At 66.5% G+C, this 25,960-nt stretch carries 23 protein-coding genes; 16 read left to right on the top strand and 7 right to left on the bottom strand.

Annotated features, from left to right (window positions below; genetic code table 11):
* Positions 1-51: 51 nt before the first annotated feature.
* Positions 52-366: a YkgJ family cysteine cluster protein gene (locus C722_RS0120545; protein WP_017642319.1), complete on the bottom strand. Its 315-nt coding sequence runs from the start codon at positions 364-366 to the stop codon at positions 52-54.
* 129 nt (positions 367-495) lie between these two features.
* Between C722_RS0120545 and C722_RS0120550 the strand changes: the two genes are divergently transcribed.
* Positions 496-2,199, top strand: a complete 1,704-nt coding sequence (locus tag C722_RS0120550; RefSeq protein ID WP_017642320.1) for a penicillin-binding protein 2 — start codon at positions 496-498, stop codon at positions 2,197-2,199.
* A 251-nt stretch (positions 2,200-2,450) separates the two neighbouring features.
* On the opposite strand, the gene C722_RS0120555 is transcribed toward C722_RS0120550, so the two are convergent.
* From C722_RS0120555 to znuA, 4 genes are all read right to left on the bottom strand, one after another.
* Positions 2,451-2,903 (bottom strand): thioesterase domain-containing protein, encoded by a 453-nt coding sequence (locus C722_RS0120555; protein ID WP_017642321.1) that lies wholly within the window; start codon positions 2,901-2,903, stop codon positions 2,451-2,453.
* Positions 2,904-2,964: 61 nt separating this feature from the next.
* Positions 2,965-4,359 (bottom strand): ATP-binding protein, encoded by a 1,395-nt coding sequence (locus C722_RS0120560; RefSeq protein WP_026083992.1) that lies wholly within the window; start codon positions 4,357-4,359, stop codon positions 2,965-2,967.
* The gene (locus tag C722_RS0120565; protein ID WP_017642323.1) at positions 4,356-5,033 is read right to left on the bottom strand and encodes a response regulator transcription factor; all 678 of its coding nucleotides are present in this window, start codon (positions 5,031-5,033) and stop codon (positions 4,356-4,358) included. The genes C722_RS0120560 and C722_RS0120565 overlap by 4 nt, the downstream gene beginning before the upstream one ends.
* A 518-nt stretch (positions 5,034-5,551) precedes the next feature.
* Positions 5,552-6,535 (bottom strand): zinc ABC transporter substrate-binding protein ZnuA, encoded by a 984-nt coding sequence (gene znuA / locus C722_RS0120570; RefSeq protein WP_017642324.1) that lies wholly within the window; start codon positions 6,533-6,535, stop codon positions 5,552-5,554.
* A gap of 65 nt (positions 6,536-6,600) precedes the next feature.
* Between znuA and C722_RS0120575 the strand changes: the two genes are divergently transcribed.
* Genes C722_RS0120575 through znuB form a run of 3 tightly spaced genes read left to right on the top strand, consistent with a single transcriptional unit; the run spans position 6,601 to position 8,631 of the window.
* Positions 6,601-7,086, top strand: coding sequence for a Fur family transcriptional regulator (locus tag C722_RS0120575; RefSeq protein ID WP_017642325.1), 486 nt, complete (start codon positions 6,601-6,603; stop codon positions 7,084-7,086).
* Complete coding sequence (gene znuC, locus C722_RS0120580) at positions 7,083-7,853, top strand: zinc ABC transporter ATP-binding protein ZnuC (protein WP_017642326.1); 771 nt, start codon at positions 7,083-7,085, stop codon at positions 7,851-7,853. The genes C722_RS0120575 and znuC overlap by 4 nt, the downstream gene beginning before the upstream one ends.
* Positions 7,846-8,631 (top strand): zinc ABC transporter permease subunit ZnuB, encoded by a 786-nt coding sequence (gene znuB, locus C722_RS0120585; protein WP_017642327.1) that lies wholly within the window; start codon positions 7,846-7,848, stop codon positions 8,629-8,631. The genes znuC and znuB overlap by 8 nt, the downstream gene beginning before the upstream one ends.
* A gap of 5 nt (positions 8,632-8,636) precedes the next feature.
* Here the strand turns inward: znuB and C722_RS0120590 are convergent, their stop codons facing one another.
* Positions 8,637-9,590 (bottom strand): sulfonate ABC transporter substrate-binding protein, encoded by a 954-nt coding sequence (locus C722_RS0120590; RefSeq protein WP_017642328.1) that lies wholly within the window; start codon positions 9,588-9,590, stop codon positions 8,637-8,639.
* 197 nt (positions 9,591-9,787) lie between these two features.
* Between C722_RS0120590 and C722_RS0120595 the strand changes: the two genes are divergently transcribed.
* Together C722_RS0120595 and C722_RS0120600 are read left to right on the top strand one after the other, a co-directional pair.
* Positions 9,788-10,084, top strand: coding sequence for a YciI family protein (locus C722_RS0120595; RefSeq protein ID WP_017642329.1), 297 nt, complete (start codon positions 9,788-9,790; stop codon positions 10,082-10,084).
* A 304-nt stretch (positions 10,085-10,388) separates the two neighbouring features.
* Entirely contained in the window at positions 10,389-11,450 is a 1,062-nt protein-coding gene (locus C722_RS0120600; RefSeq protein WP_017642330.1) for an acyltransferase family protein, read from the top strand.
* A 69-nt stretch (positions 11,451-11,519) separates the two neighbouring features.
* Here the strand turns inward: C722_RS0120600 and C722_RS0120605 are convergent, their stop codons facing one another.
* Positions 11,520-12,536: a zinc-dependent alcohol dehydrogenase family protein gene (locus C722_RS0120605; protein ID WP_017642331.1), complete on the bottom strand. Its 1,017-nt coding sequence runs from the start codon at positions 12,534-12,536 to the stop codon at positions 11,520-11,522.
* 150 nt (positions 12,537-12,686) lie between these two features.
* Between C722_RS0120605 and C722_RS0120610 the strand changes: the two genes are divergently transcribed.
* The 10 genes from C722_RS0120610 to C722_RS0120655 all read left to right on the top strand — a co-directional run bounded on the left by C722_RS0120610 (position 12,687) and on the right by C722_RS0120655 (position 25,946).
* The gene (locus tag C722_RS0120610; protein WP_017642332.1) at positions 12,687-13,607 is read left to right on the top strand and encodes a LysR family transcriptional regulator; all 921 of its coding nucleotides are present in this window, start codon (positions 12,687-12,689) and stop codon (positions 13,605-13,607) included.
* 197 nt (positions 13,608-13,804) lie between these two features.
* Positions 13,805-15,022: an efflux RND transporter periplasmic adaptor subunit gene (locus C722_RS0120615; RefSeq protein ID WP_017642333.1), complete on the top strand. Its 1,218-nt coding sequence runs from the start codon at positions 13,805-13,807 to the stop codon at positions 15,020-15,022.
* 159 nt (positions 15,023-15,181) lie between these two features.
* On the top strand, positions 15,182-18,358 hold the full coding sequence (locus C722_RS0120620; protein ID WP_017642334.1) for an efflux RND transporter permease subunit: 3,177 nt from the start codon (positions 15,182-15,184) through the stop codon (positions 18,356-18,358).
* Positions 18,355-19,788: an efflux transporter outer membrane subunit gene (locus C722_RS0120625; protein ID WP_017642335.1), complete on the top strand. Its 1,434-nt coding sequence runs from the start codon at positions 18,355-18,357 to the stop codon at positions 19,786-19,788. The genes C722_RS0120620 and C722_RS0120625 overlap by 4 nt, the downstream gene beginning before the upstream one ends.
* A 431-nt stretch (positions 19,789-20,219) precedes the next feature.
* Positions 20,220-23,027 (top strand): monovalent cation/H+ antiporter subunit A, encoded by a 2,808-nt coding sequence (locus tag C722_RS0120630; RefSeq protein WP_017642336.1) that lies wholly within the window; start codon positions 20,220-20,222, stop codon positions 23,025-23,027.
* A gap of 1 nt (position 23,028) precedes the next feature.
* The gene (locus tag C722_RS0120635) at positions 23,029-23,358 is read left to right on the top strand and encodes a Na+/H+ antiporter subunit C (RefSeq protein ID WP_017642337.1); all 330 of its coding nucleotides are present in this window, start codon (positions 23,029-23,031) and stop codon (positions 23,356-23,358) included.
* On the top strand, positions 23,355-24,854 hold the full coding sequence (locus tag C722_RS0120640) for a monovalent cation/H+ antiporter subunit D (RefSeq protein WP_017642338.1): 1,500 nt from the start codon (positions 23,355-23,357) through the stop codon (positions 24,852-24,854). The genes C722_RS0120635 and C722_RS0120640 overlap by 4 nt, the downstream gene beginning before the upstream one ends.
* Positions 24,851-25,348, top strand: coding sequence for a Na+/H+ antiporter subunit E (locus C722_RS0120645; protein ID WP_026083993.1), 498 nt, complete (start codon positions 24,851-24,853; stop codon positions 25,346-25,348). Before C722_RS0120640 ends, C722_RS0120645 begins: the two co-directional genes overlap by 4 nt.
* Positions 25,333-25,602: a K+/H+ antiporter subunit F gene (locus C722_RS0120650; RefSeq protein WP_007159900.1), complete on the top strand. Its 270-nt coding sequence runs from the start codon at positions 25,333-25,335 to the stop codon at positions 25,600-25,602. Before C722_RS0120645 ends, C722_RS0120650 begins: the two co-directional genes overlap by 16 nt.
* Positions 25,603-25,616: 14 nt before the next feature.
* Positions 25,617-25,946, top strand: a complete 330-nt coding sequence (locus tag C722_RS0120655; RefSeq protein WP_017642340.1) for a Na+/H+ antiporter subunit G — start codon at positions 25,617-25,619, stop codon at positions 25,944-25,946.
* Positions 25,947-25,960 lie beyond the last annotated feature (14 nt).

Below are 25,960 nucleotides of genomic sequence, written 5' to 3' on the forward strand. Positions count from 1 at the left end.
TGTAGGTTGGGTTGAGCGCAGCGAAGCCCAACAGGGTTGGCCAGGGCGACGCTAGAACTCGCCACTCTCCATCGCCCTTTTCATGTCCGCCCGCTCTTCCAGGCATTCCGGACCGGCCATGTCGAAGATCCGGCAGACCCAGGGCCGCACCTCGTAGATGCTGCAGTTCATCTGCTCGCGATCCAGGGCCGCGCACCAGCCGTCGTCTAGCCGTTTCATGCGGGTGCCGGTCCAGTCTTCCTCGATGTAGCGGGCGGGCACGCCGGCATCGTCGAACAGCAGGACTTCCTGGCGGCAGCACCAGGCCTGACAGCTCTCGCAGGTCACGGCAGGGGTGGAAAGATCGTGCAGGGGGATGTCGCTCATGTGCGCAGTGTACCGCCCTCGACCGCCCAGCGGTTTCCGGCCGATAGCTGGAGCAGTTACCATGCGCGTCCCTGACGGTTGTAACCAGTTGTGACCATGCCCAAGCCTTCTTCTCGCGCAGGAGCCGCCATGACGGCCGCACCCCGCTATCGCTTCTATGTCGTGGTCGTCGTGCTGGTCCTGCTGACCTGCGTGGTCGCTGGCCGCATCACCTACCTCAAGCTGATCGATGCCGCCTTCCTGGGTGACCAGGGCGATCGCCGTTCGGTGCGCCACATTCCCATTCCGGTCACCCGCGGCATGATCACCGACCGCAACGGCGCGCCCCTGGCGGTTTCCACCGAGGTGGTGACCATCTGGTGCAATCCATCGGAGATGCAGGACAGCGCCGACCAGCTGGGGCGCCTGGCCCAGGCCATCCACAAGCCCGAAGCCGAACTCCGCAACCTGATCCTCGGCCATCCGGAAAAGCACTTCCTCTATCTGGCCCGGGCGCTGTCGCCCATCGACGGCGAGAACATCATGGCCCTCGGCGTACCCGGGGTGCGCCAGATCAAGGAATACAAGCGCTACTATCCCAGTTCCGACCTGGTGGCCCAGGTGATCGGCATGGTCAACATCGACGGCCATGGCCAGGAGGGCCTGGAGCTGGGCTTCGAAGACTGGCTGGCCGGCCGCGGCGGGGTGCGCGAGGTGCTGATCAATCCGCGTGGCTCGGTGGTCAAGAACATCCGCGTGGTGCGTCAGCCGCAACCGAGCAAGGACGTGGCGCTGTCCATCGACCTGCGCCTGCAATTCATCGCCTATCGCGCGCTGCAGACCGCGGTGGAGAAGTTCGGCGCCCAGTCCGGGTCCGCCGTGCTGGTCAATCCCAAGACCGGCCAGATCCTGGCGATGACCAATTTCCCCTCCTACAACCCCAACAACCGCGCCACCCTGCAGATCCCCAACATGCGCAACCGCACCCTGACCGACGCCTTCGAGCCCGGCTCGGTGATCAAGCCGTTCAGCATGTCGGTGGCCCTGGCCTCGGGCAAATTCAACGAGAACAGTACCGTGGACGTGGCGCCGGGCTGGATGACCATCGACGGTCACACCATCCACGACGTGGCCCGGCGCGGTGTCCTGACCATGACCGGGGTGCTGCTCAATTCCTCCAACATCGGCATGAGCAAGGTGGCGCTGCAGATCGGGCCACTGCCCATCTACGAACAGCTCAGCCGCGTCGGCTTCGGCAATCCGATGGCCCTGGGCTTTCCCGGCGAGAACGCCGGCTACCTGCCCGGCCACACCAAGTGGTCGCAGATCGCCACGGCCAGTATGTCCTTTGGCTACAGCCTGGCGGTCAACGTCGCCGAGCTGGCCCAGGCCTATTCGGTGATCGCCAACGACGGCCTGCTCACCCCCCTGACCCTGCTCAAGGACCAGAAGCAGCAGAGCGTCCAGGCCATGGACCCGGCCATCGCCCGGCGCCTGCGCGCCATGCTCAACCACGTGGTGGAAGACGAAGGCGGCGTGATCCGCGCCCGGGTGCCCGGCTATCACGTGGCCGGCAAGTCAGGTACCGCGCGCAAGGCCGGCGCCGGCAGCTACACCGAGCACGCCTATCGCTCGCTGTTCGTCGGCATGGCGCCGGCGGCCGATCCCAAGCTGGTGCTGGCGGTGATGCTGGATACCCCGACCAAGGAAGGCTACTTCGGCGGTCTGGTCTCGGCGCCGACCTTCAGCGAGATCATGTCCGGCGCCCTGCGTGCCCTGGCGGTACCGCCGGACAACCTGCCCGACACCAATACCGCACAGCAGGCGAAAGCCGAGTCTCACTCCCACGGCTGAGCGGATAACGGAAACGAAAAAGGGCGACCCTAGGGTCGCCCTTTGCGTACCGCGCTACCTGGCCAGAGCTTGTTCAAAGGCTCGCGAGCTAGAGCCAAACAAGGCCTGGGCGGCCCCGCGAAAAGACCTGAGGAAGCGGATCGGACTCGCGCGCGAGTTTACGAGTGGTAAATGAGCATTCCGACCGGGCTGGCGGCCCAGGGTCTTTTCAACGCAGTTTGGCCGACGCGCAGCAGACTTTGGACAGGCTCTCAGCGGTGCAGCACGTATTGACCGGTAAAGCGCACCCCATCCTCGCCACTCTCGGTGACGATGCGCGACTGCAGGGTGATGCGCGCGCGGCCACGGCGGCGGAAGGTGGTCTCGAAGCGCTCCCAGGCCCGTGCCTCGGGCGGCTCGCCATAGGCCAGGGCATCGGCGGTGATGGGCCGCGGATAGCTGATCTGGCCTTCCTGGATGAGGATGTGGCCTTCCTCGATGCCGGCTTCGCGCAGGCGCAGGTACAGCCAGCCCCAACCGGCCAGCACGGCCACGCAGTAGAGGCTGCCGCCGAACATGGTGCTGGCGTGGTTGATGTTGGCATCCAGCGGGGCATGCAGCTGCAGGCGCTGCTCGCTCCAGTCGCGGACTTCCAGGCCCAGGGCCTTGGTGATGGGAATATCGTGGTGCAACAGGGATTCGAGGTGACGGCAGTCGCGGCTCATGCCGGGGTCCTTACAGACAGAATTTCACTATCAGGAGCAGACGCAAGCCATGACCCATGGGTCACGTCTTGGCCCCATTGTGCACCAAGGAAGGCCGCTCCGGGGAAATCGCCGCTGGCAGGCGGAAGCGGATACGGGCGCCGCCCAGGCTGGATTCATCGATGGTCAGGCTGCTGCGGTAGCCTTCCAGGATGTCCTGTACCACGGCCAGGCCGATACCCTGTCCAGGGTGGCGGCTGTCCATGCGCATGCCGCGACGCAGCACGCTTTCGCGGCGCTCGGCGGGAATGCCGGGGCCGTCGTCCTCGATGTCGAGGATCCAGTGCTCGGTATGACGGCGGGCGCTGACCCGCACCTGCGTCAGGCACAGGCGATAGGCGTTTTCCAGGAGATTGCCGAACACCTCCAGCATGGCGGCTTCTTCGGCCTGCACCCGCAGATTCGGCGGTAAATCCATTTCCGCCTGCACGCGTTTCTCGGCATAGACCTTGTCCAGGGTGCTGAACAGCGACTCCACCAGCGGCGCCAGCTCCAGCGGCCGGCTGAGCACCGCGCCGCCCTGGCGGGTGGCCCGCTGCAGCTGGTACATCACCTGCTGGTTCATGCGCTCGATCTGGGTCTGCAGGGTGCCGACCTCCTGGTCGAGCTGCGGCCGACGGCGCAATTCCTCGGTCACTCCCTGCAAGACCGCCAACGGCGTCTTCAGGCTATGGGCCAGATCGCCCAGGGTGTCGCGGTAGCGCTCGCGCTGCAGGCGTTCGTGATCGAGCAGGCGGTTCAGCGAACGGATCAGGCGACTGATCTCGCTGGGTACGTTGTTTTCGTCGAGCAACTCGCGCTGGTCGGTTTCCACCGCGTCCAGCTGCTGGCTGAGGCGGCGCAGCGGTCGCAGGCTCCATTGCATGACCAGAGCGAGCAGGACCAGCAGCGCACCCAGCACCCCGACCAGCCAGAGGATCACTTGGTGGACGAAGGTCGCGCGCAACCGCTCGTACTCCTCGGCCGGCTGCATGGTGACCACGCTGAAGCCGGCGACCGGCGGATTACCCAGCAGCACCTCGCGATCGAAGACGAAGAAACCCTGGCCCTGGTCGTCGGTGGCCTTGACCAGCTTGACCCCGCCGCCGTCGAAGGTCGGCCGGTAGTTGGGCCGCTCCTTGATCGCCGAGCGCGAGCGCCAGAGCAGGCGACCGTTCTGGTCGTAGACGTAGCCGAGGATGGGCGAACCGGGTCGGTCGAAGACCTCTTCGGCGATCATCTCCGGCATCGCCAGGCGCCCGTCGATGGCCCGCGCTGCGCCGATCAGGGTATTGGCGTTGGCCTCCAGGCGCGCGGCGACGAAGTTTTCCACGGTACGGTCGAAGGCATTGCGGATCGCCGGCACGATCAACGCCAGGCAGACGATGACCAGCAGCGCCGCGCTGAGCAGCAACCGTACCCGGAACGAACGGATCACTGGCAGCGCTCGGTGAACAGGTAGCCGCGGCCCCGGACCGTTTCGATGGGTTGCATCTGGCAGTTGGCTTCCAGCTTGCGCCTCAGGCGCCCCACCAGCACCTCGATGACGTTGCTGTCGTGCTCGCCGTCATCGTCGTAGAGCTGCTCCATGAGCCGCTCCTTGGTGATCACCTGCTGATGGTTGCGCATCAGGTATTCCAGCAGCCGGTACTCGTAGGCGGTCAGCTGCAGCGGCTGGTCTTCGTTGAAGGCCTGTTGGCGCCCCAGGTCCAGCTTGAGCGAGCCGGCGCGGATACTCGGCTGGACGAAGCCCGCCGAGCGACGCAACAGCACATTGAGGCGAGCCTCCAGTTCTTCGAACTGGAAGGGCTTGACCACGTAATCGTCCGCCCCGGCACCCAGGCCCTCGACCTTGTCCTGCCAGCTGCCACGGGCGGTGAGGATGAGGATCGGCAGGGTGGCGCCCTGGTTGCGCAGCTGGCGGATCAGATCGAGACCGCTCATGCCGGGCAGGCCCAGGTCGATGATGGCGAGATCGTGATGGAATTCGCGGGCGCTGTAGAGCGCTTCTTCCGCATCGGCCACGGCATTGACGACATGACCGGCTTCACCCAGACGCACCTTGAGGTGGTGGCGCAGCAGGTTTTCGTCTTCGACGACGAGGATCTTCATGCAGACTCCTGAACAGCTAACGAGACTTTCTGTGGCTGCGACTGCATCTGTCGCGTACGTCGCGCAGCAGCGCCCTGGGCCCGATTATGGCGCCTGGAGCCGGCTGACGGCGAGAGCAGGGAGCGGATGGATGGGTACACTTACTTTATTCCAGGCAAAAAAAACCTCTCCGGTTGGAGAGGTAAGGAGCACTTCATGGGGATCGGAAACTGCCGTTGGGGGACGGCTCCGTCGTGAGACGGCTACAGGGGACCAGAGCTGACTTGGTGACCCTGCAGTGGAGTTACAAGGATGAACATCGCCAGGTCGGGTCGAAGTGTCCGGACGATCTGCCTTAGCGGGAGCTGCGCTAGGGTGAACATATCCGGGCGACCTCGGCGTTGCTGATCTGACAGTTGCAGATTAGGCCAGTGGCCCTGAACGCTGCCTGAACTCGTCCTGAACGCCAGCTGAACGATCACCAGGGCAGGTCAAGGGCGACGAACGGTAGCCCTTGCCGAATCGTTATCCCGGGTGGCTCAGGGGAGCTTGCCGAGGCAGCCGCCGAGGGTGTCGGCCACCTGTTGCAGCAGGGTCGCATAGCCCTGGCTATCGACCGGAATGCGGGCCCCCAGGGGATCGAGCTCCACCAGGGTCACCGGCAGGCCGCTGCTCAGGGTGGTGGCGATCTTCGGCTGCAGCGGCGGTTCGGTGAAGACACAGGTCGGACCGGCCGCCTTGAGCTCTTCACGCATGGCGGCCACATGGCGCGCGCCGGGCTGGACGTCGGCGCCCAGGGCGAAGACGCCACGATGCCCCAGGCCATAGGCTTCCTCGAAATAGTCGAAGGCCTCGTGGAAAACGAAATAGGGCTTGCCGGCCAGCGGCGCCAGCTGGGCGCGCAGGGCCTGGTCCTTGGCGGCCAGTCCACTTTCGAAGGCCTTGAGGTTGGCCGCGTAGCGACTGGCATTGGCCGGATCGGCCTGGCTCAGGTCGGCCGCGAGACGCGTGGCGATCACCCGGGCATTGGCCGGGGTTAGCCAGAGGTGGGCATCCAGGCTACCGGGGCGGTGGTCATGGTCGTGGGCGTACTCGGGCGCCGCACCGTGCTCGTGCTCGTGCTCGTGCTCGTGCTCGTGCTCGTGCTCGTCATGATCGTCGCCCGACTCATGGGCGTGCTCGGCGCCGAAGCGACGCAGGTGCAGGCCCGGCAAGTCCTGGATGGCCACGCTGGGGCCCTGGCGTTCCTTGAGCACCGCCGGCAGGAAGGTCTCTAGATCCGGGCCGATCCAGTAGACCAGCCCGGCCTCGCGTACCTGGCGCAGGTCCGAGGGCCGCAGGGCGTAATGGTGCGGCGAGGCGCCCGGCGGCAGCAGCACGGCGGGCTGTCCGGCGCCGTCCTGGATGGCCGCGGCGATCAGTTGCAGGGGTTTGATACTGGTCAACACCTTCACCTCGGCCTGGGCGGGCAACAGGGTGCAGGCGAGCAGCAGGGAAGCGACGAGGGGTAGGAGGCGTGGCACGTGAAAATCCCGATTCTTAGGAGAGGTGCAATATAATAACGTCCTGGCTCCCAAGGTACCGTTTCATGTCCGACGCCCCCCTGGCCTTTCGGCCCCACGATCATTCGCGCTGCGTCGCCCACGCCCTGGCCGAGGCCGACGAACTCTGCAGCCGCGCCGGCGTGCGCCTCACCGAGCTGCGCAAGCGGGTGCTGGAGCTGGTCTGGCAAAGCCACAAGCCGCTCGGCGCCTACGACATCCTGGCCGTGCTCAGCGAGCAGGACGGTCGCCGCGCGGCGCCGCCCACCGTCTACCGGGCACTGGATTTCCTGGTCGAGAACGGCCTGGTGCACCGCATCGCCTCGCTCAACGCCTTCGTCGGCTGCAATCATCCCGGCGAGGCCCACCAGGGGCAGTTCCTGATCTGCCGCAGCTGCCAGGTGAGCATCGAACTGGAACAGCCCGCCGTGCACCAGGCCATCCTCGACGGCGCCAGCGCCGTGGGCTTCCAGGTGGAAGGCCAGACCGTGGAAGTGGTCGGTCAGTGCGCCGCCTGCCGGAAGCAGGCATGAGCGAGGCGCTGATCCGGCTGCAGGATGTCGGTGTGACCTTTGCCGGGCAGCCGGTGCTCGATCAGGTCAGCCTGACCCTGGATCCCGGCCGCATCGTCACCCTCATCGGCCCCAATGGCGCCGGCAAGACCACCCTGGTGCGCAGCGTGCTCGGGCTGCTCACGCCCGATCGCGGCAGCGTCTGGCGCCGCCCGCGGCTGCGCATCGGCTACATGCCGCAGAAACTGCAGGTGGACGCCACCCTGCCGCTGTCGGTGCTGCGCTTCCTGCGCCTGGTGCCGGGGGTGACCCGCGCCAGCGCCCTGGCCGCCCTGGGCGAAGTGGGCGCCGAGGGCGTCATCGACAGCCCCTTGCAGAGCATTTCCGGCGGCGAGTTGCAGCGGGTATTGCTGGCCCGCGCCCTGCTCCGCCAACCCGAGTTGCTGGTGCTCGACGAACCCGTGCAGGGCGTCGACATCAATGGCCAGAGCGAGCTGTACCGGCTGATCGGCCAGTTGCGCGAGCGTCATGGTTGCGGCGTGCTGATGGTCTCCCACGATCTGCACCTGGTGATGGGCGCCACCGATCAGGTGATCTGCCTGAATCGCCACGTCTGCTGCTCCGGGCACCCCGAGCAGGTCAGCGGCGATCCGGCCTACCAGGCACTGTTCGGCCAGAGCGCGCGCAACCTCGCCGTCTATCACCACCACCACGATCACGCCCACGACCTGCATGGCAGCGTGATCAAGACGCCGCACGTCCATGGAGCCCACTGCAAGCATGGCTGATTTCCTGCTGTATGCCCTGCTCGCCGGTCTCGCCCTCGCCCTCGTCGCCGGCCCCCTCGGCTCCTTCGTGGTCTGGCGGCGCATGGCCTATTTCGGCGACACCCTGTCCCATGCCGCCCTGCTCGGGGTCGCCGTGGGCTTCTTGCTGGATGTCAGCCCGACCCTGACCGTCACTGTCGGCTGCCTGGCGCTGGCCGTGGTGCTGGTGGTGCTGCAGCGTCGTCGGGGGCTGGCCGCCGACACCCTGCTCGGCATCCTCGCCCACAGCACCCTGTCGCTAGGGCTGGTGGCGCTGTCGTTCATGCACGAGGTGCGCATCGACCTGATGAGCTACCTGTTCGGCGATCTGCTGGCGGTGGGTCCCGGCGATCTGCGCTGGATCCTTGGCGGCAGCGCCCTGGTGCTGGTAGCCCTGGCCTGCCTGTGGCGGCCGCTGCTGGCCATCACCGTGCACGAGGAACTGGCCCAGGTCGAAGGCCTGCCGGTGACCTGGATCCGCCTGGCGCTGATGCTGCTGGTGGCCATCGTCATCGCCGTGGCCATGAAGATCGTCGGGGTGCTGCTGATCACCTCGCTGCTGATCATTCCCGCCGCCACCGCCCAGCGCCATGCCCGCAGCCCCGAGCAGATGGCCTGTGGCGCCAGCCTGCTGGGCATGGCCGCCGTGTGCCTGGGGTTGACCCTGTCCTGGTACCAGGACACCCCGGCCGGACCCTCGGTGGTGGTGGCCGCTGCCGGGATGTTTCTGCTGGGCTACCTGCTGCCTCGTCGCGCCTAGTCGTCCTAGGGCGCCTGCCAGACCGCTTGGCTTACCTCCACCGCCCGGGGAATCAGCCCCTGGGCCTTGAAGATGTCGGCGGTCTGTTGCTGGGTGGCGATGATCTCTGGCGTCAGCGCCGTCACCCCGTAGCGGGTGCGTGCCTGCCAGGTGGCGATCACCGCTTCCGGCAGCCCAATCTGCTCGGCCAGGATGCGCGTCACCTCCGGCTTATGGGCATTGGCCCAGGCACCAGCCTTGGCCAGTTCCGCCAGTAACAGGCGGATCGCCTCGGGATGGGCATAGGCGAAGCGCCGCGAACCCTCATAGAAGCTGTTGGCGTGCAGCAGACCTTTATAGTCGGCCAGCACTCGCACCGGCTGGCCTTGCTGGATGGCCGCCAGATAGGGATCCCAGACCACCCAGGCGTCCACCGAACCGTTGACGAAGGCGGCGCGGGCATCGGCCGGCGGCAGATAGACCGGCTGGATGTCCTTGAAGCTCAGCCCGGCCTTTTCCAGGGCCGCGACCAGCAAAAAGTTGGCGCTCGACCCCTTCTGCACGGCCACCTTCTTGCCCTTGAGTTCGGCGACGTCGCGGATCGGCGAACCGTCCGGCACCAGGATGGCCTCCACCGCCTCGCTGGCCGGTTCGGCGCCCAGGTAGACCAGATCGATCCCCGCCGCCTGGGCGAAGATCGGTGGCGGGGAGCCGGTATAACCGACGTCGATGCTGACGGCATTGAGGGCTTCCAGCAATTGCGGCCCAGCCTGGAACTCGCGCCAGCTCACCTGATAGCCCTGGGCCCCTAGGGCCTGCTCAAGGGTGCCTTGGGCCTTGAGCACGGCCAGCAGACCGCCGCCCTTCTGATAACCGATGCGCAATGGCTGGTCGGCGGCCTGTACCGGAGCGAGCACACCGAGCGCGGCTAGCAGAACGGCGCCCTGCGCCAGCCATCGTCGGAGAGAGGAACGAACCATGGTGACCTTCCTTATATTCCATTTGGAAAGGTCAGCCTGGCCTATCTAGACCTGAATGTTTAATACATTTCTCTGCTAAGGCTATGCCCAGGCCAGGCATCGATGGCCGGCCAAGGTCCGATTGACGCTGGCCCCAGGATCGCGCCACCCTGCGCCAGCGGCGGCCATCGGGGCCGCCGAGCCTATCGGAGCCCGCCATGCCTTTTCTGATCGAGACCTTCGACAAGCCGGACAGCCTGGCCCTGCGCCAGCAGCATCGCCCGGCTCACCTGGATTTCCTGCGCGAGAACGCCGCCGCCCTGCTGGCCTGCGGTGCCAAGCTCAGCGATGACGGCGAGACCGCCAGCGGCAGCGTCTATATCGTCGATGTGGAAACCCGCGCCGAGGCCGAAGCCTTCATCGCCCGCGATCCCTTCACCACTGCCGGGCTGCCTGGCGAAGTGCGTATCACCCGCTGGCGCAAGGCGATTCTGGACGGCAAGGCCTTCGTCTGAGCCAAGCCACGGCGGCCTGCCCTGGCCGCCGCTGGCCTAGCGCAAGCTGGCTTAAGAACACCTTAAGCCTGGCACAATGCCATCTGAATCAACGTTGTTCGCCGCCGTTGCAAGTTCACACTTCTAGTAATCGCTTCACAGAAAAGTGATGCAGCGCAAGAAAAGCCGGAGTTTTCCCGCCGCTACAGCAAGGAAGCTAACGAACTAGCCTAAGCTCACCGGGCTCAGATGATCTGATGCGCCGACATCCGTTCCCCACGCCCGTGGAGACGCTGTCTCGCTTAGCTAGTACAGAGGACTCAGCATGACCAAGACCACGCCTGAAAAGGATCTGCGCATCGAGACGATCCGCGGACTGGCGCTGTTTCTGATGGTAGCGGGCCACGTGATCGGCAGTTCGTCCACCCTTGGCATGAAGGTGCCGGACGACTCCGTGCTGCGCTATCTCTACGATTCTCTCGTCTACGTACGGATGCCGCTGTTCACCGCCATCTCCGGTTACGTCTATGCGCTGCGCCCGGTGAATACCGGCAGCGACCTGTCACGCTTCTACCAGGGTAAGTTCAAACGCATCGGCATTCCTCTGCTGGTGGTGTCGACGCTGTTCTTCGCCTTGCAGATGGCGGTGCCCAACACCAACTACAAGCCGCAGCTAACTGACATCTTCAGCATCTACTTCTTCAGCTACGCGCACTTCTGGTTCCTGCAGTCGATCTTCTGCATCTTCGTGGTGATCGCCCTGTTGGAAAAGGCCGGACTGCTGCTGACCCTGCGCAACTTCGGCCTGGTGTTCGCCGTAGCCCTGGCGGCGTCCTTCGCCTGGGAGAGCTTCCCGGACCTGTTCAGCCTCTACAAGGCGGTCCAGCTGTTCCCCTTCTTCCTGCTGGGCCTGGGTCTCTACCGCTTCGGCGCGCAGCTCATCACCCAACGCAATGTCGTGACCATGGCCGTGGCCCTGGTGATCCTGGTGGCCATGGACCAGGCCTATCTGTTCGAACTGGTCGATCTCGACGAGACCGACATGGCCATCATCGGTACCGCCTTGGGTCTTGCCGCCATCAGCCTGCTGATCGCCCGCCGCTTCTACTTCAAGCCGCTGGCCTGGCTAGGGTACTTCTCCTTCGAGATCTACCTGTTCCACGTCTTCGGCACCGCCGGAGCGCGCATCGTGCTGAACAAGCTGCAGGTGCACGACACCTGGGTGGTGTTCACCGTCAGCATGGTCATGGGTCTGTTCCTGCCGGTGGCGCTCAAGTTGGTGCTGGAACGGATCAGTCCGCTGCACTTCCTCAGCGTGGCCTTCTTTGGTGCCAAGACGCGAGTCAATCGCGCCACGCCGCCGCTGCAAAAGAAAGCCACGGCCTAGGCGACCTGCAAGGGCGACCGGTCATGAAAAAACCCACGCCTTGGCGTGGGTTTTTTATTGCCTGGCCCGTCACTCGACGCTGAGGACGACGCGGCCGCGGGTAGGGCACTGCTCCATGCAGCGATGGGCTTCGACGAACTGCGCGAAGGGAAAGACCTGCTTGATCTGCGCCTTGAGCAGGCGATCACGGGTCAGTTGGTCGATGTGCTGCAAGGCTTCCCGCACCGCGGCACAATCGGCTTCCAGGCCCATCTCCGGCTGGCCGGTGAAATCCTGCACGCAGTGGATGTAGAGCTTGAATTTCTTCTTGAAGGCCGCGCAGGCCGGCAGCGGGGTCTGGTTGCCGCCGTTGAGGCCGTAGAGCAGCAACCGGCCGCGGGGCGCCATGGCCTCGCCGAGCAGCGCCAGTTGCGGACCGCCCAGGGCATCCAGGGCCACGTGTACGCCAACGCCGTCGGTGATGCTGGCGATGCGGCTGACCAGATCCTCTTCCTCGGCGGCGATGACCCTTTCCGCGCCCAGTTCGCGCAGGTAGTCACGGTCGGCGGCGTCGTGGGTGCTGGCGATGACCCGGGCACCCAGGGCCTTGGCCAGCTGGATGGAGGCCGGGCCGCAACAGCGACTGGCATCGGTGATCAGTACCCATTCGCCGGGCTGCAGCCGCGCCTGGTGCATCAGCGCGGTATAGACGGTGAGCAGCGGATTGTAGTGCACCGCGGCTTCAACCGGGGTGAGCACGTCCGGGTAGCGCACCAGGGAGGTGGCCGGATAGACCAGGTCGTCGCCATAGGCCGGATAGCGATTGATGTCGTGGCCGAGAAAGCTGGCCACGCGATCGCCCACCGCCAGGTCGGCCACGCCTTCGCCCAGGGCGGTGACCACCCCGGCCAGTTCGCAGCCGAGACCGGCCGGGGGCACGGCCTGCTCAGGAGCCAGATTCTGCCGCCAGAGCACGTCGTACCAGCTCACGCCGATGGCCTCTACCCGCACCAGCACCTCGCCTGGCCCCGCCACGGGCGTGGGCCGGTCGATGCAGGCGAGCACCTCCGGCGGGCCGAATTGGGTGAACTGGATCAGGCGGGACATGGCACTACCTCGCGTTGATGCCGACCCCGGAACCGTTGCCGAGGCGGACTGCTTATGGCTAGGACTCTAACCAGCCTTGCCTTAGGATTCTATGCATCCCCATCGATAATGGACATCGGGGGTATCGATCCACTCCCTATCGGGGCCTGAATGAACCGTACCGATCTGCGCCGCGTCGACCTCAACCTGCTCATCGTGTTCGAGACCCTGATGCTCGAGCGCAGCGTCACTCGTGCCGCGGAAAAGCTGTTTCTCGGCCAGCCGGCCATCAGCGCCGCCCTGGCGCGACTGCGCACCCTGTTCGACGATCCGCTGTTCGTGCGTACCGGGCGCAGCATGGAGCCGACCCCCCGGGCCCAGGAGATCGCCGCCCTGCTGTCGCCGGCCCTTGACCAAATCTCCAGCGCGGTGAGCCGGACCCAGAGTTTCGAGCCGGCCAGCGCCGACCGGGTGTTTCGCGTCGGCCTGTCCGACGACGTCGAATTCGCCCTGCTGCCGCCGCTGCTCAGGCGCATCCGCATCGAGGCTCCGGGCACCACCCTGGTGGTGCGGCGAATGAACTACCTGACCGCCGCCGGCATGCTGGCCTCCGGCGAGATCACCGTGGCGGTGGGCTATACCGAGGAATTGCCAGCCAATGCCAAGCGCCGCCCGGTGCGCCGCTTCGGCTTCAAGGTACTGCGCGCCGACAGCAAGCCCGGGCGCCTGACCCTGGACGAATACTGCGCCCGCCCCCATGCCCTGGTGTCCTATGCCGGCGACCTCACCGGCTATATCGACGAATTGCTCGACAAGCTCGGCCGCCAGCGCAGGGTGGTGCTGGCGGTGCCCCAGTTCAACGGCCTGGGCTCGCTGCTGGCGGAAACCGATCTGCTGGTGATGGTGCCGGACTACACCGCACGCCTGCTGGCCAGCACCGGCGGCCTTCGCTACGAAGACCCGCCCGCCGAGCTGAACGACGGCGGCCATGAATTGCCCATGGCCTGGAGCGGTGCCCAGGATCACGACCCCGGCGAGCGCTGGCTGAGGTCGCGCATCCAGATGTTCATTGGCGATCCGGACAGCCTTTGAGAAACGGATTCTGCTCTTGATTCGGCAGAAGGGCTCAACCGCGGCCCTTTCCAGCAAGGGCCATCACCGCCAGCGATACCTACAGCAAAACCATCATCGCCATCGATAAATAAGTTCGAGCCCTTCGATTCGTCGCCGACCTTACCCGGCGGCAGACTCGCCTCCCTGACCTCTTTCCACCTCGGGCGGACTCGAACATGGATCTTTTCGCGAAAACCCTCGGCCCCCTGGCCCTGACCTCTACGCTATTCCTTGCCGCCTGCGGCGATTCCCATCCCCAGGCCAGCGCCGCGCCGCCCGCGCCCAAGGTGAGCGCCGCCGAGGTGCTGCGCCAGCCGGTGGTGGAATGGGACGAGGTGACCGGCCGGCTGGAAGCGCCGGAATCCGTGGTGGTGCGTCCGCGCGTCTCCGGCTACGTCGACCGCGTCCTGTTCCACGAGGGTGCCCGGGTCAAGCGCGGCGACTTGCTGTTGCAGATCGATCCGCGGCCCTTCCAGGCCGAGGTCAAGCGCCTCGAAGCCGAGCTGCAACAGGCCCGCGCCAACGCCAGCCGCACCGCCGACGAAGCTGCCCGGGGCGAACGTCTGCGCAGCAGCAACGCCATCTCCGCGGAAATCGTCGAGGCCCGCCGCAGCGCCGCCCAGGAAGCCAAGGCCAGCGTCGCCGCCGCCCAGGCGCAACTGGACGCCGCGCGCCTGAATCTGGGCTTCACCGAGGTGCGCGCCGCCATCGACGGCCGCGTTGGCCGTGCCGAGGTCACCGCCGGCAACCTGGTCAACGCCGGCGACACCCGCCTCACCACCCTGGTCTCCACCGACAAGGTCTATGCCTATTTCGACGCCGACGAGCGCGTCTTCCTCAAGCAGCAGGCCCTCGCCCGCCAGGGTCAACGCGGCGCGGCCAGCCCGGTCTATATGGCGCTGTCCAACGAGGACGCGTTCTCCCACGAAGGCCACATGGACTTCATGGACAACCAGCTCGATCCACGCACCGGCACCATCCATGGCCGCGCCGTGTTCGACAACGCCGACGGCCGCTTCACCCCGGGGCTCTATGCCCGGCTGCGGCTGGTGGGCAGCGGCACCTACGAAGGCACCCTGATCCAGGACGCCGCCGTAGGCACCGACCTGGGCAAGAAATTCGTGCTGGTGGTGGACGGCCAGAGCAAGACGGCCTATCGCACCGTCGACCTGGGTCCGCGCCTGGAAGGCCTGCGCATCGTGCGCAAGGGGCTGGAAGCCGGCGATCGCATCGTGGTCAACGGCCTGCAGCGGGTACGCCCGGGCATGACCGTCGACGCTCAGTCGGTGCCCATGGCCGATGCCACCACCCTGGCCGCCCTCAAGCGCCAGCGCGACGCGGTCCTGGCCAGCCTGCCGGCGCCCACCCAGCCGCTCAAGGTAGGTAGTCGCTAGACCCCAGGCTCCACCCCGTCCCGTTTCAGACTTTCACCCGTCCAGGCATCGCGGTATCGCGGTCATGGACCGCTCCTACAGTGGCATCCGTACCTGTAGGAGCGGCCCATGGCCGCGATGGCTGCGCCTCTGCACGCCTTTCGCTCAAGGACTGCTCCGATGAACTTCTCCCAGTTCTTCATCCGCCGGCCGATCTTCGCCGCCGTGCTCTCGCTGATCATCCTGATCGGCGGGGCCATCTCGCTGTTCCAGCTGCCGATCAGCGAATACCCCGAGGTGGTCCCGCCCACCGTGGTGGTGCGCGCCACCTTCCCCGGCGCCAACCCCAAGGTGATCGGCGAGACCGTGGCCGCGCCCCTGGAGCAGGCCATGAACGGCGTGGAGCACATGCTCTACCTGTCGTCCCAGTCCACCGCCGACGGCAAGCTGACCCTGACCATCACCTTCGCCCTGGGGACCAACCTGGACACCGCCCAGGTGCAGGTGCAGAACCGCGTCACCCGCACCCTGCCCAAGCTGCCGGAAGAGGTGCAGCGCCTCGGCGTGACCGCCGACAAGGCCTCGCCGGACCTGGCGATGGTGGTGCACCTGACCTCGCCGGATCAGCGCTACGACATGCTCTATCTGTCCAACTATGCCCTGATCAACGTCAAGGACGAACTGGCGCGACTGGACGGCGTGGGCGATGTCCAGCTGTTCGGCATGGGCGACTATTCCCTGCGCGTCTGGCTCGATCCGGACAAGGTCGCCTCGCGCGGCCTGACCGCCAGCGACGTAGTCACCGCCATCCGCGAGCAGAATCGCCAGGTCGCCGCCGGTGCCCTGGGCGCGCCGCCAGCGCCGGGCAGCACCAGCTTCCAGCTGGCCATCAACACCCAGGGCCGCCTGGTGGATGAAGAAGAATTCGCCAACATCATCGTGCGCGCCGGCAGCGACGGCCAGATCACCCGGCTGCGCGACATCGCCCGCATCGAACTGGGCTCCAACCAGTACGCTCTGAGATCCCTGCTGAACAACCAGCCGGCGGTGGCCATCCCGATCTTCCAGCGCCCCGGCAGCAATGCCATCGACCTGTCCAACCAGGTGCGCGCCAAGATGGCCGAGCTCAAGCAGGGCTTCCCCCAGGGCATGGACTACGAGATCGTCTACGACCCGACCATCTTCGTGCGCGGCTCCATCGAGGCCGTGGTGCACACCCTGTTCGAGGCCATCATCCTGGTGGTGCTGGTGGTGATCCTGTTCCTGCAGACCTGGCGCGCCTCGATCATTCCGCTGGCGGCGGTGCCGGTGTCGCTGATCGGCACCTTCGCGGTGATGCACGCCTTCGGCTTCTCGCTCAATGCGCTGTCGCTGTTCGGCCTGGTGCTGGCCATCGGCATCGTGGTGGACGACGCCATCGTGGTGGTGGAAAACGTCGAACGGAACATCGGCCTCGGCCTCGATCCGGTGGCCGCCACCCGGCGCGCCATGGGCGAGGTGACCGGGCCCATCATCGCCACCGCCCTGGTGCTCTGCGCGGTGTTCGTGCCGACCGCCTTCATCTCCGGTCTCACCGGGCAGTTCTATCGCCAGTTCGCCCTGACCATCGCCATCTCCACGGTGATCTCGGCCTTCAACTCCCTGACCCTGTCGCCGGCCCTGGCCGCGGTGTTGCTCAAGGGCCACGACGCGCCCAAGGACCGTTTCTCGCGGCTGCTCGACCGGCTGTTCGGCGGCTGGCTGTTCGCCCCCTTCAACCGCTTCTTCGACAAGGCCAGCCACGGCTATGTCGGCGCCGTGCGCCGGGTATTGCGCGGTGGCTCCATCGTGCTGGTGCTCTATGTGGTGCTACTCGGCCTGACCGGCCTGGGCCTGGTGAAGACGCCGACCGGATTCGTACCGCCCCAGGACAAGCAGTACCTGGTGGCCTTCGCCCAATTGCCCGACGCCGCCACCCTGGATCGCAGCGAGGAGGTCATCCGCCGCATGTCGGCCATCGCCCTCAAGCACCCCGGCGTGGAAAGCACCGTGGCCTTCCCCGGCCTGTCCATCAACGGCTTCACCAACAGCCCCAACAGCGGCATCGTCTTCGTGACCCTGAAGCCCTTCGAGGAGCGCCGTGATCCCCAGTTGTCGGCCGGCGCCATCGCCGCGCAGCTGAACGGTGAATTCGCCGCCATCCAGGAATCCATCATCGCCATCTTCCCGCCGCCACCGGTGCAGGGGCTGGGCAGCATCGGCGGCTTCCGCCTGCAGGTGGAGGACCGCGGCAACCTGGGCTACGAAGAGCTCTACGCCCAGACCCAGAGCGTGCTGGCCAAGGCGCGGCAGCTGCCGGAGCTGGCGCCGGAGTCGCTGTTCACCAGCTACCAGGTCAACGTGCCGCAGATCGATGCCCACATCGATCGCGAGAAGGCCAAGACCCACGGGGTGCCCATCGACGCCATCTTCGACACCCTGCAGGCCTACCTGGGCTCGGTCTACGCCAACGACTTCAACCGCTTCGGCCGTACCTTCCAGGTCAACGTCCAGGCCGACCAGCGCTTCCGCCTGGAGCCCGAGCAGATCGGCCAGCTCAAGGTGCGCAACGACCGCGGCGAGATGGTGCCCCTGTCCACCTTCGTCAAGATCAGCGACACCGCCGGCCCCGATCGGGTGATGCACTACAACGGCTTCCTGACTGCCGAGATCAACGGCGCGCCAGCCCCGGGCTACAGCTCCGGCCAGGCCCAGGCGGCCATCGAGGCGCTGCTCAAGCAGGAGTTGCCCAACGGCATGACCTTCGAATGGACCGAGCTGACCTACCAGCAGATCCTCTCCGGCAATACCGCCCTGCTGGTGTTCCCGCTCTGCGTGCTGCTGGCCTTCCTGGTACTGGCCGCCCAGTACGAGAGCTGGAGTCTGCCGCTGGCGGTGATCCTGATCGTGCCCATGACCCTGCTCTCGGCCATCACCGGGGTGATCCTGGCCGGCAGCGACAACAACATCTTCACCCAGATCGGGCTGATCGTGCTGGTGGGCCTGGCGTGCAAGAACGCCATCCTCATCGTCGAGTTCGCCAAGGACCAGCAGGCCACCGGTAAGGACCGCGTCGCCGCGGTGCTGGAGGCCTGCCGCCTGCGCCTGAGACCCATCCTGATGACCAGCTTCGCCTTCATCATGGGTGTGGTGCCCCTAGTGACCTCCACTGGTGCCGGCGCCGAGATGCGTCATGCCATGGGCGTCGCGGTGTTCTCCGGGATGCTTGGGGTGACCTTCTTCGGGCTGCTGCTCACGCCGCTGTTCTATGTGCTGGTGCGCGCCTTCGTCGAGCGTCGCCAGGCCCGTTCCGCCGTTGCTCAGGAGGCCCAGGCATGAAGGCTTTCGCTCCCCTGCTGCTGGCGCTGGCGGTTTCCGCCTGCGCCGTCGGCCCGCACTACCAGGCGCCTACCCCGGCGCCGGCCCAACTCAAGGCCATTCAGCAATCCGCGGCCTATGACCAGGGTCGCTTCGAGGCACTCTGGTGGCGCCAGTTCGAGGACCCGACCCTCAACGCCCTGGTCGCCAGCAGCCTGGACGGCAACCGTGAATTGCGCGCCGCCTTCGCCCGGCTGCGTGCCGCCCGCGCCCTGCGCGATGACGACGCCAACGATCTCTACCCCACGGTCACCAGCCGCGCCAGCAGCCAGCTCGGCAAGGCCCAGCAGCCCGGTCTGACCGAACAGCGCGTCAACAGCGAACGCTATGACCTGGGCTTGGACATGGCCTGGGAGCTGGACCTGTTCGGTCGTGTGCGACATACCCTGGAAGCCAGCGATGCCCGCGCCGAAGCTGCGGCCTCCGACCTCGCTGGCCTGCAGGTCAGCCTGATCGCCGAACTGGTGGACGCCTATGGCGACCTGCGCGGCGCCCAGCTGCGCGAACGCATCGCCCGTGACAATCTGGGTAACCAGCGCGAGGCGCGCCGCCTGACCGTGACCCTCAGGGACGAAGGCATGGGCAGCGACCTGGACGTGCAGCGCAGCGAGGCACGCCTGGCGGCCACCGAAGCCAGCCTGCCGGAATTCCAGGCCCAGGCCACCCGTGCGCGCAATCGCATCGCCACCCTGCTCGGCCAACGCCCGGATGCCTTGAGCGTGGATCTCTCGCCCAAGGCCCTGCCGGCCATCGCCAAGCGCCTGCCCATCGGCGATCCCGGCGAATTGCTGCGACGCCGTCCGGACGTGGCCGCCGCCGAACGCCGGCTGGCTGCCGCCACCGCCGACGTTGGCGTGGCCACCGCCGATCTCTTCCCGCGGGTCAGTCTCTCGGGCTTTCTCGGCTTCACCGCCGGACGCGGCTCGCAGATCGGCAGTAGTGCCGCCCGCGCCTGGGGCCTCGGCCCGAGCATCAGCTGGGCCGCCTTCGACCTGGGCAGCGTGCGCGCCCGCCTGCGCGGCGCCCGTGCCGGTTCCGACGAGGCCCTGGCCAACTACGAGCAGCAGGTGCTGACCGCCCTGGAAGAGAGCGCCAATGCCTTCAGCGACTACGGGCGACGCCAGGAACGCCTGCAGGCGCTGATCCGCCAGTCGGTGGCCAGTCGCGCCGCCGCCGACCAGGCCGAGATCCGCTACCGCGAAGGCGGCACCGACTTCCTGGTGCTGCTCGATGCCCAGCGCGAACGCCTGGCCGCCGAGGACCAGCAGGCCCAGGGCGAGATCGAGCTCTATCGCGGCATCGTCGCCCTCTACAAGGCCCTGGGTGGCGGCTGGGACGTGCAGCCCGCCCGTCTCGCCCAGGGTAACGCTTCCCCCGCGCCGGCGCTCTGACGCTGGCGCTTACCCCCGACACGCGTGTTCTCTTGCTCCTTTGGCGTGTCGGGTTTTTTCTTCGCACTACCCGGTGCGGCGCCTAGGGTGCCGCACCGGGTGCCCTCCTCCGCACAGATCTGAGCAAAAGCCCGTATTAGAGGTCTTAGTGAGACCCGCACAGCGCCTGCCAGGTGTTTGAGACCCGTGCTGGACACGGCGTGCCTGTTTCCTAATATTTTGTAAGGGAGACAGGGCTAGGATTTTGTGGTCTCTCTTTTATTATCACCTTAGGTTATTAAACCTTCGGTTCTTGTACGAAACTCGAAGATCGATTCCGACACCTCTCGCCGTCTTGGCGATCTCTGCGTGGACGCATCGAATGCCGCTCGAGGTCTCGAGGGAGCACCATCTATCCACCGCCGTGAGGCGCTCAGCTAAAGGATGCAGGCATGATATTGGCGCTGATCATCGCGTTGCCCTTCCTGGGAACACTGTTGTCGCTGGCGACCGATCGCTTCGGTCGGCGCGCCTGCGCCCTGGGCACCGCCGTGGCGCCCGCCCTGGCCCTGGCCCTGCTGGCCACGCAACTCCCAGCGGTGCTGGACGGCACCGTGCTGCTGCAGCGGGTGGACTGGCTGCCGGCCCTGGGGCTGAATCTCAGCCTACGCCTGGACGGTCTTGGGCTGATGTTCGCCCTGATGATCCTGGTCATCGGCCTGCTGGTGATCCTCTATGCCACCTATTACCTGAGCAAGGACGAGCCGGTCGGGCGCTTCTTCGCTTACCTGCTCTTGTTCATGGGCGCCATGCTGGGCGTGGTGCTGGCGGAAAACCTGCTGCTGCTGATGGTGTTCTGGGAGTTGACCAGCCTGTCGTCCTTCCTGCTGATCGGCTTCTGGAGCCATAGCAAGGAGGCCCGCCAGGGCGCGCGCATGGCCCTGACCGTCACCGGCGGCGGCGGCCTGGCCCTGCTCGCCGGCATCCTCTTGATCGGCCATATCGTCGGCAGCTTCGAGTTGACCGACGTGCTCGCCGCCGGCCCGCTGATCACCGGCCATGCCCTCTATCCACTGGCGCTGATCCTGGTGTTGCTGGGCGTCTTCACCAAGTCCGCGCAATTTCCCTTCCACTTCTGGCTGCCCCAGGCCATGGCCGCGCCGACGCCGGTATCGGCCTATCTGCACTCGGCGACCATGGTCAAGGCCGGGGTCTTCCTGCTGGCGCGGCTCTATCCGGCGTTGGCCGATTCGGAGTGGTGGTTCTACATCGTCACCCTCACCGGCCTCACCACCCTGGTGGTGGGCGCCATCCTGGCACTGTTCCAGCACGACCTCAAAGGCCTGCTGGCCTACTCCACCATCAGCCATCTCGGCCTGATCACCCTGCTGTTCGGCCTCGACACCCAGCTGTCCACCGTGGCGGCGGTGTTCCACATCCTCAACCACGCCACCTTCAAGGCCTCGCTGTTCATGGCCGCCGGCATCATCGACCACGAGACCGGCAGCCGCGACATGCGCCGCCTGGCCGGGCTCTGGCGCTACATGCCGCATACCGCGGTGCTGGCCATGGTCGCCGCCGCGGCCATGGGCGGGGTGCCCCTGCTCAACGGCTTCCTGAGCAAGGAGATGTTCTTCAACGAGACTCTCAATCACGGCCTGTTCGGCAGCTTCAGCTGGGTCGTGCCGGCGGTGGCGGTGCTCTACGGGGTCTTCTCGGTGGCCTATTCGCTGCGCTTCATCCACGACGTCTTCTTCAACGGCGAGCCGCGCGACCTGCCCCACTATCCACCTCATGAACCGCCGCGCTACATGAAGATCCCGGTGGAGATCCTGGTGCTGCTCTGCCTGCTGGTGGGCGTAGTACCGGGCTACACCGTGGCGCCGCTGCTGGCCGCAGGTGCCAGCGCCGCCCTTGGCGGCAGCCTGCCCGACTACAGCCTGGCCATCTGGCACGGCTTCAACACCGCCCTGGTGATGAGCATCCTGGCCATGGTCGGCGGCGTACTGGTCTATGCCTTCCGCCAGCCCCTGTTCCGCTGGCAGGAGGGACTGCCCGACGTCGACGCCCGCCTGGTCTTCGAGCAGAGCCTGAACCGGCTGATCGGCTTCGCCCAGCGGCTCACCGGGCGCCTGGAAAGCGGCTCGCTGCAGGGCTACATCGCGCTGATGCTGGCGGCCACCCTGGTGCTGCTGGTGGCGGCGCTGTCGGGGCTGGACAGCCTCCACGGTCCGGTCGCGCTGTCGCCCTTCGATCCGCTCACCGCCCTGGGCCTGGGCATCCTGATGCTGACCGCGGTGCTGACGGTGTTCTTCCACCGCAACCGGCTCAAGGCCTTGATGACCCTGAGCACCGTGGGCCTGATCGTCTCGCTGCTGTTCGCCCGCTACTCGGCGCCGGACCTGGCCCTGACCCAGCTGTCGGTGGAGGTGGTGACGGTCATCCTACTGGTGCTGGCGCTGTTCTTCATGCCGGATCGCACCCCCATCGAATCCAGCAGCCTGCGCGGCCTGCGCGACGTCCTGCTGGCCGGCGGCCTGGGCCTGCTGGTGGCGCTGCTGGCCTATGCCGTGCTGACCCGCCCCTACGAGGGCATCGGCGACTTCTTCCTGGCCAACTCGGTGTCCGGGGGTGGTGGCTACAACGTGGTCAACGTCATCCTGGTGGACTTCCGTGGTTTCGACACCCTTGGCGAGATCACCGTGCTGGCCATCGCCGCCGCCGGCGTCTACGGCCTGCTCAAGCACCTGCATCTGCCGCATCCACTGGTCGACCCCAAGGGCACGCCCTGGTCTCGCGACAGCCACCCGATGATCCTCAACAACGTGGCGCGGGTGCTGCTGCCGCTGGCGTTGCTGGTATCGGCCTTCATCTTCGTGCGTGGCCACAACCTGCCCGGCGGCGGCTTCATCGCCGGCCTGATCACCGCCATCGCCCTGATCCTGCAGTACGTGGCACATGGCGTGACCTGGACCCAGCGGCGCCTGCCGATCAGCTACCACGCCATCTGCGGCCTCGGCGTGCTGATCGCCGCCCTGACCGGACTGGGTTCGCTGGCCTTCGGTCACCCCTTCCTCACCACCGCCTTCGACTACTTCGCCATCCCCCTGATCGGCAAGACCGAACTGGCCACCGCCCTGATCTTCGATCTCGGCGTCTACCTCGCCGTCGTCGGCGCCACCCTCCTGATCCTCTCCAACCTCGGCCATGTCAGCCGGGACGAGACGGACAAGGACGGCTCCAGCCAGGAGGTGCTCTAACATGGAAATCCTGTTCTGCACGGCCCTTGGGGTCCTTACCGCCAGCGGCGTCTACCTGCTGCTCCGGGCGCGCCTCTATCCGGTGGTGCTCGGCCTCACCCTGCTCTCCTACGCAGTCAATCTCTTCCTGTTTGCCATGGGCCGCCTGCGCACCGGCGTGCCGGCGGTGATCGGCAAGGCCGCCGAGCAAGCCGATCCGGTGCCCCAGGCGCTGGTGCTCACCGCCATCGTCATCGGCTTCGCCATGACCGCCTTCGTGGTGGCCCTGTCGCTGCGCGCCCTCGGCGAGTTGCGTACCGACCACGTGGATGGCGAGGAGCCGCGCCGATGAAGCACCTGATCATCCTGCCGATTCTCGTACCGCTGTTCATGGGTGCCTTCCTGCTCATGCGTCCGCGGCTGTCCGCCAGCACCGCGCGCGGGCTGTCGCTGCTGGCCACCTGGACCCTGCTGCCGCTGGCACTGCTGCTCCTGCAGCGAGCCAACAGCGGTCAGCTGGAGGTCTATGCCCTGGGCGACTGGCCGGCGCCCTTCGGTATCGTCCTGCTGCTGGATCGCCTGGCCGCGCTGATGCTGGTCAGCGTGGCGGTGCTGGCCGCCGGGGCGGCGCTCTATGCCTGCCGCGGCGACGACAAGCGTGGCCCGGATTTCCATGCGCTGTTCCAGTTCCAGCTGCTGGGCATCAATGGCGCCTTTCTCACCGGCGACCTGTTCAACCTCTTCGTCTTCTTCGAGATCCTGCTGATCGCCTCCTATGCCCTGCTGGTGCATGGCGCCGGCCCCGCCCGGGTCCGCGCCGGTCTGCACTACGTGGTGCTCAACCTGGTGGGCTCGGCGCTGTTCCTGATCGGCATCGGCCTGCTCTATGGCCTGCTCGGCACCCTGAACATGGCCGACCTCGGCCTCCGGGTCGCCAACGCCGATCCCGAACAGGCGCCGCTGCTGGCCGCCGCGGGCTTTCTGCTGCTGGTGGTCTTTGGTCTCAAGGGCGCCATCCTGCCGCTGTACTTCTGGCTGCCCAGCGCCTATTCCGCCGCCAGCGCCCCAGTCGCCGCCCTGTTCGCCATCATGACCAAGGTCGGGCTCTACGCCATCGTCCGCGTCTTCCTGCTGGTATTCGGCACGGCCGCCGGACCCCTGGCCCACTATGTCCTGCCCTGGCTCTGGCCGCTGGCGGCGGTCACTCTGGCCGCCGGGGTGTTCGGCGCCCTGGCGGCCCATCACCTCAAGGCCCTGCTTGGCTACCTGGTGGTCATCTCGGTAGGGATGCTGCTGACCGGCGTGGCCCTGGGCAGCGTCGCGGGCCTGGCCGCCAGCTTCTTCTACCTGGTGCACAGCACCTGGATCGCCGGCGCCCTGTTCCTGCTGGCGGATCTCATCGCCCAGCAACGCGGGGCGCAGGGCGATACCCTCAACAGCGGTCCGCAGCTGGCTCACCCACGACTGCTCGGTGGCCTGTTCTTTCTCGGTGCGGTATCCGTCGCCGGCCTGCCGCCCTTCCCCGGCTTTCTCGGCAAGGTGATGCTCTTGCAGGCTACCGGCACCGCCTGGCCGGCATTGATCATCTGGCCGGTGGTGCTGCTGGGCGGCCTGGGCATGATCATCGCCCTGTCCCGCGCCGGCACCACGCTGTTCTGGCGCGGCAACAGCGCCGCCCTGGACGTCCGCCTCGATCCGGTCCAGCTCGCCGCCACCCTCGGCCTGCTGCTGGGCAGCCCGCTGCTGATGGCGCTGGCCGCGCCGCTGCACGGCTACGCCTTGGAAACCGCCCGGCAATTGCTGGACGTCACACCCTACTTCGACATCGTCCGGGGGGTTGGCCCATGAAACGCTGGCTACCGCACCCACTGCTCACCGGGTTGCTGACCCTGACCTGGCTGCTGCTCAACAACAGTCTGAGTCTGGGCCAGCTGCTGCTGGGTCTGCTGCTTGGCTGGGGCATCCCGCTGCTGTGCCAGGACTTCCTGCTGCACGCGCCCCGGCTGCGCCGCCCGGTCCTCCTGCTGCGCTACATGCTGATGGTGGTATACGACATCATCGTCGCCAACCTGCACGTCGCGCGCCTGGTGCTGGGCCGGACCGAGGCGCTCAAGCCGGCGTTCATCGAGGTGCCCATCGACATCGAGGACGAATTCCTGCTCACCCTGCTGGCCTGCGTGGTATCCCTCACCCCCGGCACCGTTTCCTCCGGCCTCAGCGGCGATCGCAAGACCCTGCTGCTGCACGGTCTCGATGTCGCGGACAAGGACGCGGTGATCCATCAGGTCAAGACGCGCTATGAAGCCCCGCTCAAGGAGATCTTCGAATGCTCACCTACGTGACCCTGCTGTGCATGGGGATGATGGGCGTGGCCGCCGTGCTCAACGTCTATCGCCTGGTGAAGGGACCGGACATCCCGGATCGGGTGCTGGCCCTGGACACCCTCTACATCAACGTCCTGGCGATCATCATCCTGTTCGGTATCTGGCTGGCCACCGACGTCTTCTTCGAAGCCTCGCTGCTCATCGCCGTAACCGGTTTCGTCGGCACCGTGGCGCTGGGCAAGCATATGCTGCATGGCGAAATCATCGATTAACAGGGAGCTACCCCATGCCCTTCTGGCTCGAACTCCTGATCTGCGCCCTGCTGCTCATCGGCAGCAGCTTCGCCCTCATCGGCGCCATCGGCCTGTACCGGCTGCCGGACTTCTTCATGCGCCTGCACGGTCCGACCAAGGCCACCACCCTGGGCGTGGGCAGCACCATCATCGCCTCGATGCTGTTCTTCAGCGTCCAGGGCGAGGGCCTCAGCCTGCACGAGCTGCTGATCGCCCTGTTCATCTTCATCACCGCGCCGGTCAGCGCCCATATGCTGGCGCGCGCCGCGATCCAGCAGAAGGTCAAGCAGGTGGAGCGCACCGACGGCCAACCCTGGCGTTAGGGCTGGCCGCGCCG

The organism is Pseudomonas sp. 313, from assembly GCF_000316965.1.
GTDB classification, from domain to species: domain Bacteria; phylum Pseudomonadota; class Gammaproteobacteria; order Pseudomonadales; family Pseudomonadaceae; genus Chryseomonas; species Chryseomonas benzopyrenica.

Coding starts and splice junctions, on each gene's coding strand:
- C722_RS0120545 (WP_017642319.1), bottom strand. CDS start 366: ATGAGCGACATCCCCCTGCACGATCTTTCCACCCCTGCCGTGACCTGC.
- C722_RS0120550 (WP_017642320.1), top strand. CDS start 496: ATGACGGCCGCACCCCGCTATCGCTTCTATGTCGTGGTCGTCGTGCTG.
- C722_RS0120555 (WP_017642321.1), bottom strand. CDS start 2,903: ATGAGCCGCGACTGCCGTCACCTCGAATCCCTGTTGCACCACGATATT.
- C722_RS0120565 (WP_017642323.1), bottom strand. CDS start 5,033: ATGAAGATCCTCGTCGTCGAAGACGAAAACCTGCTGCGCCACCACCTC.
- C722_RS0120575 (WP_017642325.1), top strand. CDS start 6,601: ATGTCCGACGCCCCCCTGGCCTTTCGGCCCCACGATCATTCGCGCTGC.
- znuC (WP_017642326.1), top strand. CDS start 7,083: ATGAGCGAGGCGCTGATCCGGCTGCAGGATGTCGGTGTGACCTTTGCC.
- znuB (WP_017642327.1), top strand. CDS start 7,846: ATGGCTGATTTCCTGCTGTATGCCCTGCTCGCCGGTCTCGCCCTCGCC.
- C722_RS0120590 (WP_017642328.1), bottom strand. CDS start 9,590: ATGGTTCGTTCCTCTCTCCGACGATGGCTGGCGCAGGGCGCCGTTCTG.
- C722_RS0120595 (WP_017642329.1), top strand. CDS start 9,788: ATGCCTTTTCTGATCGAGACCTTCGACAAGCCGGACAGCCTGGCCCTG.
- C722_RS0120600 (WP_017642330.1), top strand. CDS start 10,389: ATGACCAAGACCACGCCTGAAAAGGATCTGCGCATCGAGACGATCCGC.
- C722_RS0120605 (WP_017642331.1), bottom strand. CDS start 12,536: ATGTCCCGCCTGATCCAGTTCACCCAATTCGGCCCGCCGGAGGTGCTC.
- C722_RS0120610 (WP_017642332.1), top strand. CDS start 12,687: ATGAACCGTACCGATCTGCGCCGCGTCGACCTCAACCTGCTCATCGTG.
- C722_RS0120615 (WP_017642333.1), top strand. CDS start 13,805: ATGGATCTTTTCGCGAAAACCCTCGGCCCCCTGGCCCTGACCTCTACG.
- C722_RS0120620 (WP_017642334.1), top strand. CDS start 15,182: ATGAACTTCTCCCAGTTCTTCATCCGCCGGCCGATCTTCGCCGCCGTG.
- C722_RS0120625 (WP_017642335.1), top strand. CDS start 18,355: ATGAAGGCTTTCGCTCCCCTGCTGCTGGCGCTGGCGGTTTCCGCCTGC.
- C722_RS0120630 (WP_017642336.1), top strand. CDS start 20,220: ATGATATTGGCGCTGATCATCGCGTTGCCCTTCCTGGGAACACTGTTG.
- C722_RS0120635 (WP_017642337.1), top strand. CDS start 23,029: ATGGAAATCCTGTTCTGCACGGCCCTTGGGGTCCTTACCGCCAGCGGC.
- C722_RS0120640 (WP_017642338.1), top strand. CDS start 23,355: ATGAAGCACCTGATCATCCTGCCGATTCTCGTACCGCTGTTCATGGGT.
- C722_RS0120645 (WP_026083993.1), top strand. CDS start 24,851: ATGAAACGCTGGCTACCGCACCCACTGCTCACCGGGTTGCTGACCCTG.
- C722_RS0120650 (WP_007159900.1), top strand. CDS start 25,333: ATGCTCACCTACGTGACCCTGCTGTGCATGGGGATGATGGGCGTGGCC.
- C722_RS0120655 (WP_017642340.1), top strand. CDS start 25,617: ATGCCCTTCTGGCTCGAACTCCTGATCTGCGCCCTGCTGCTCATCGGC.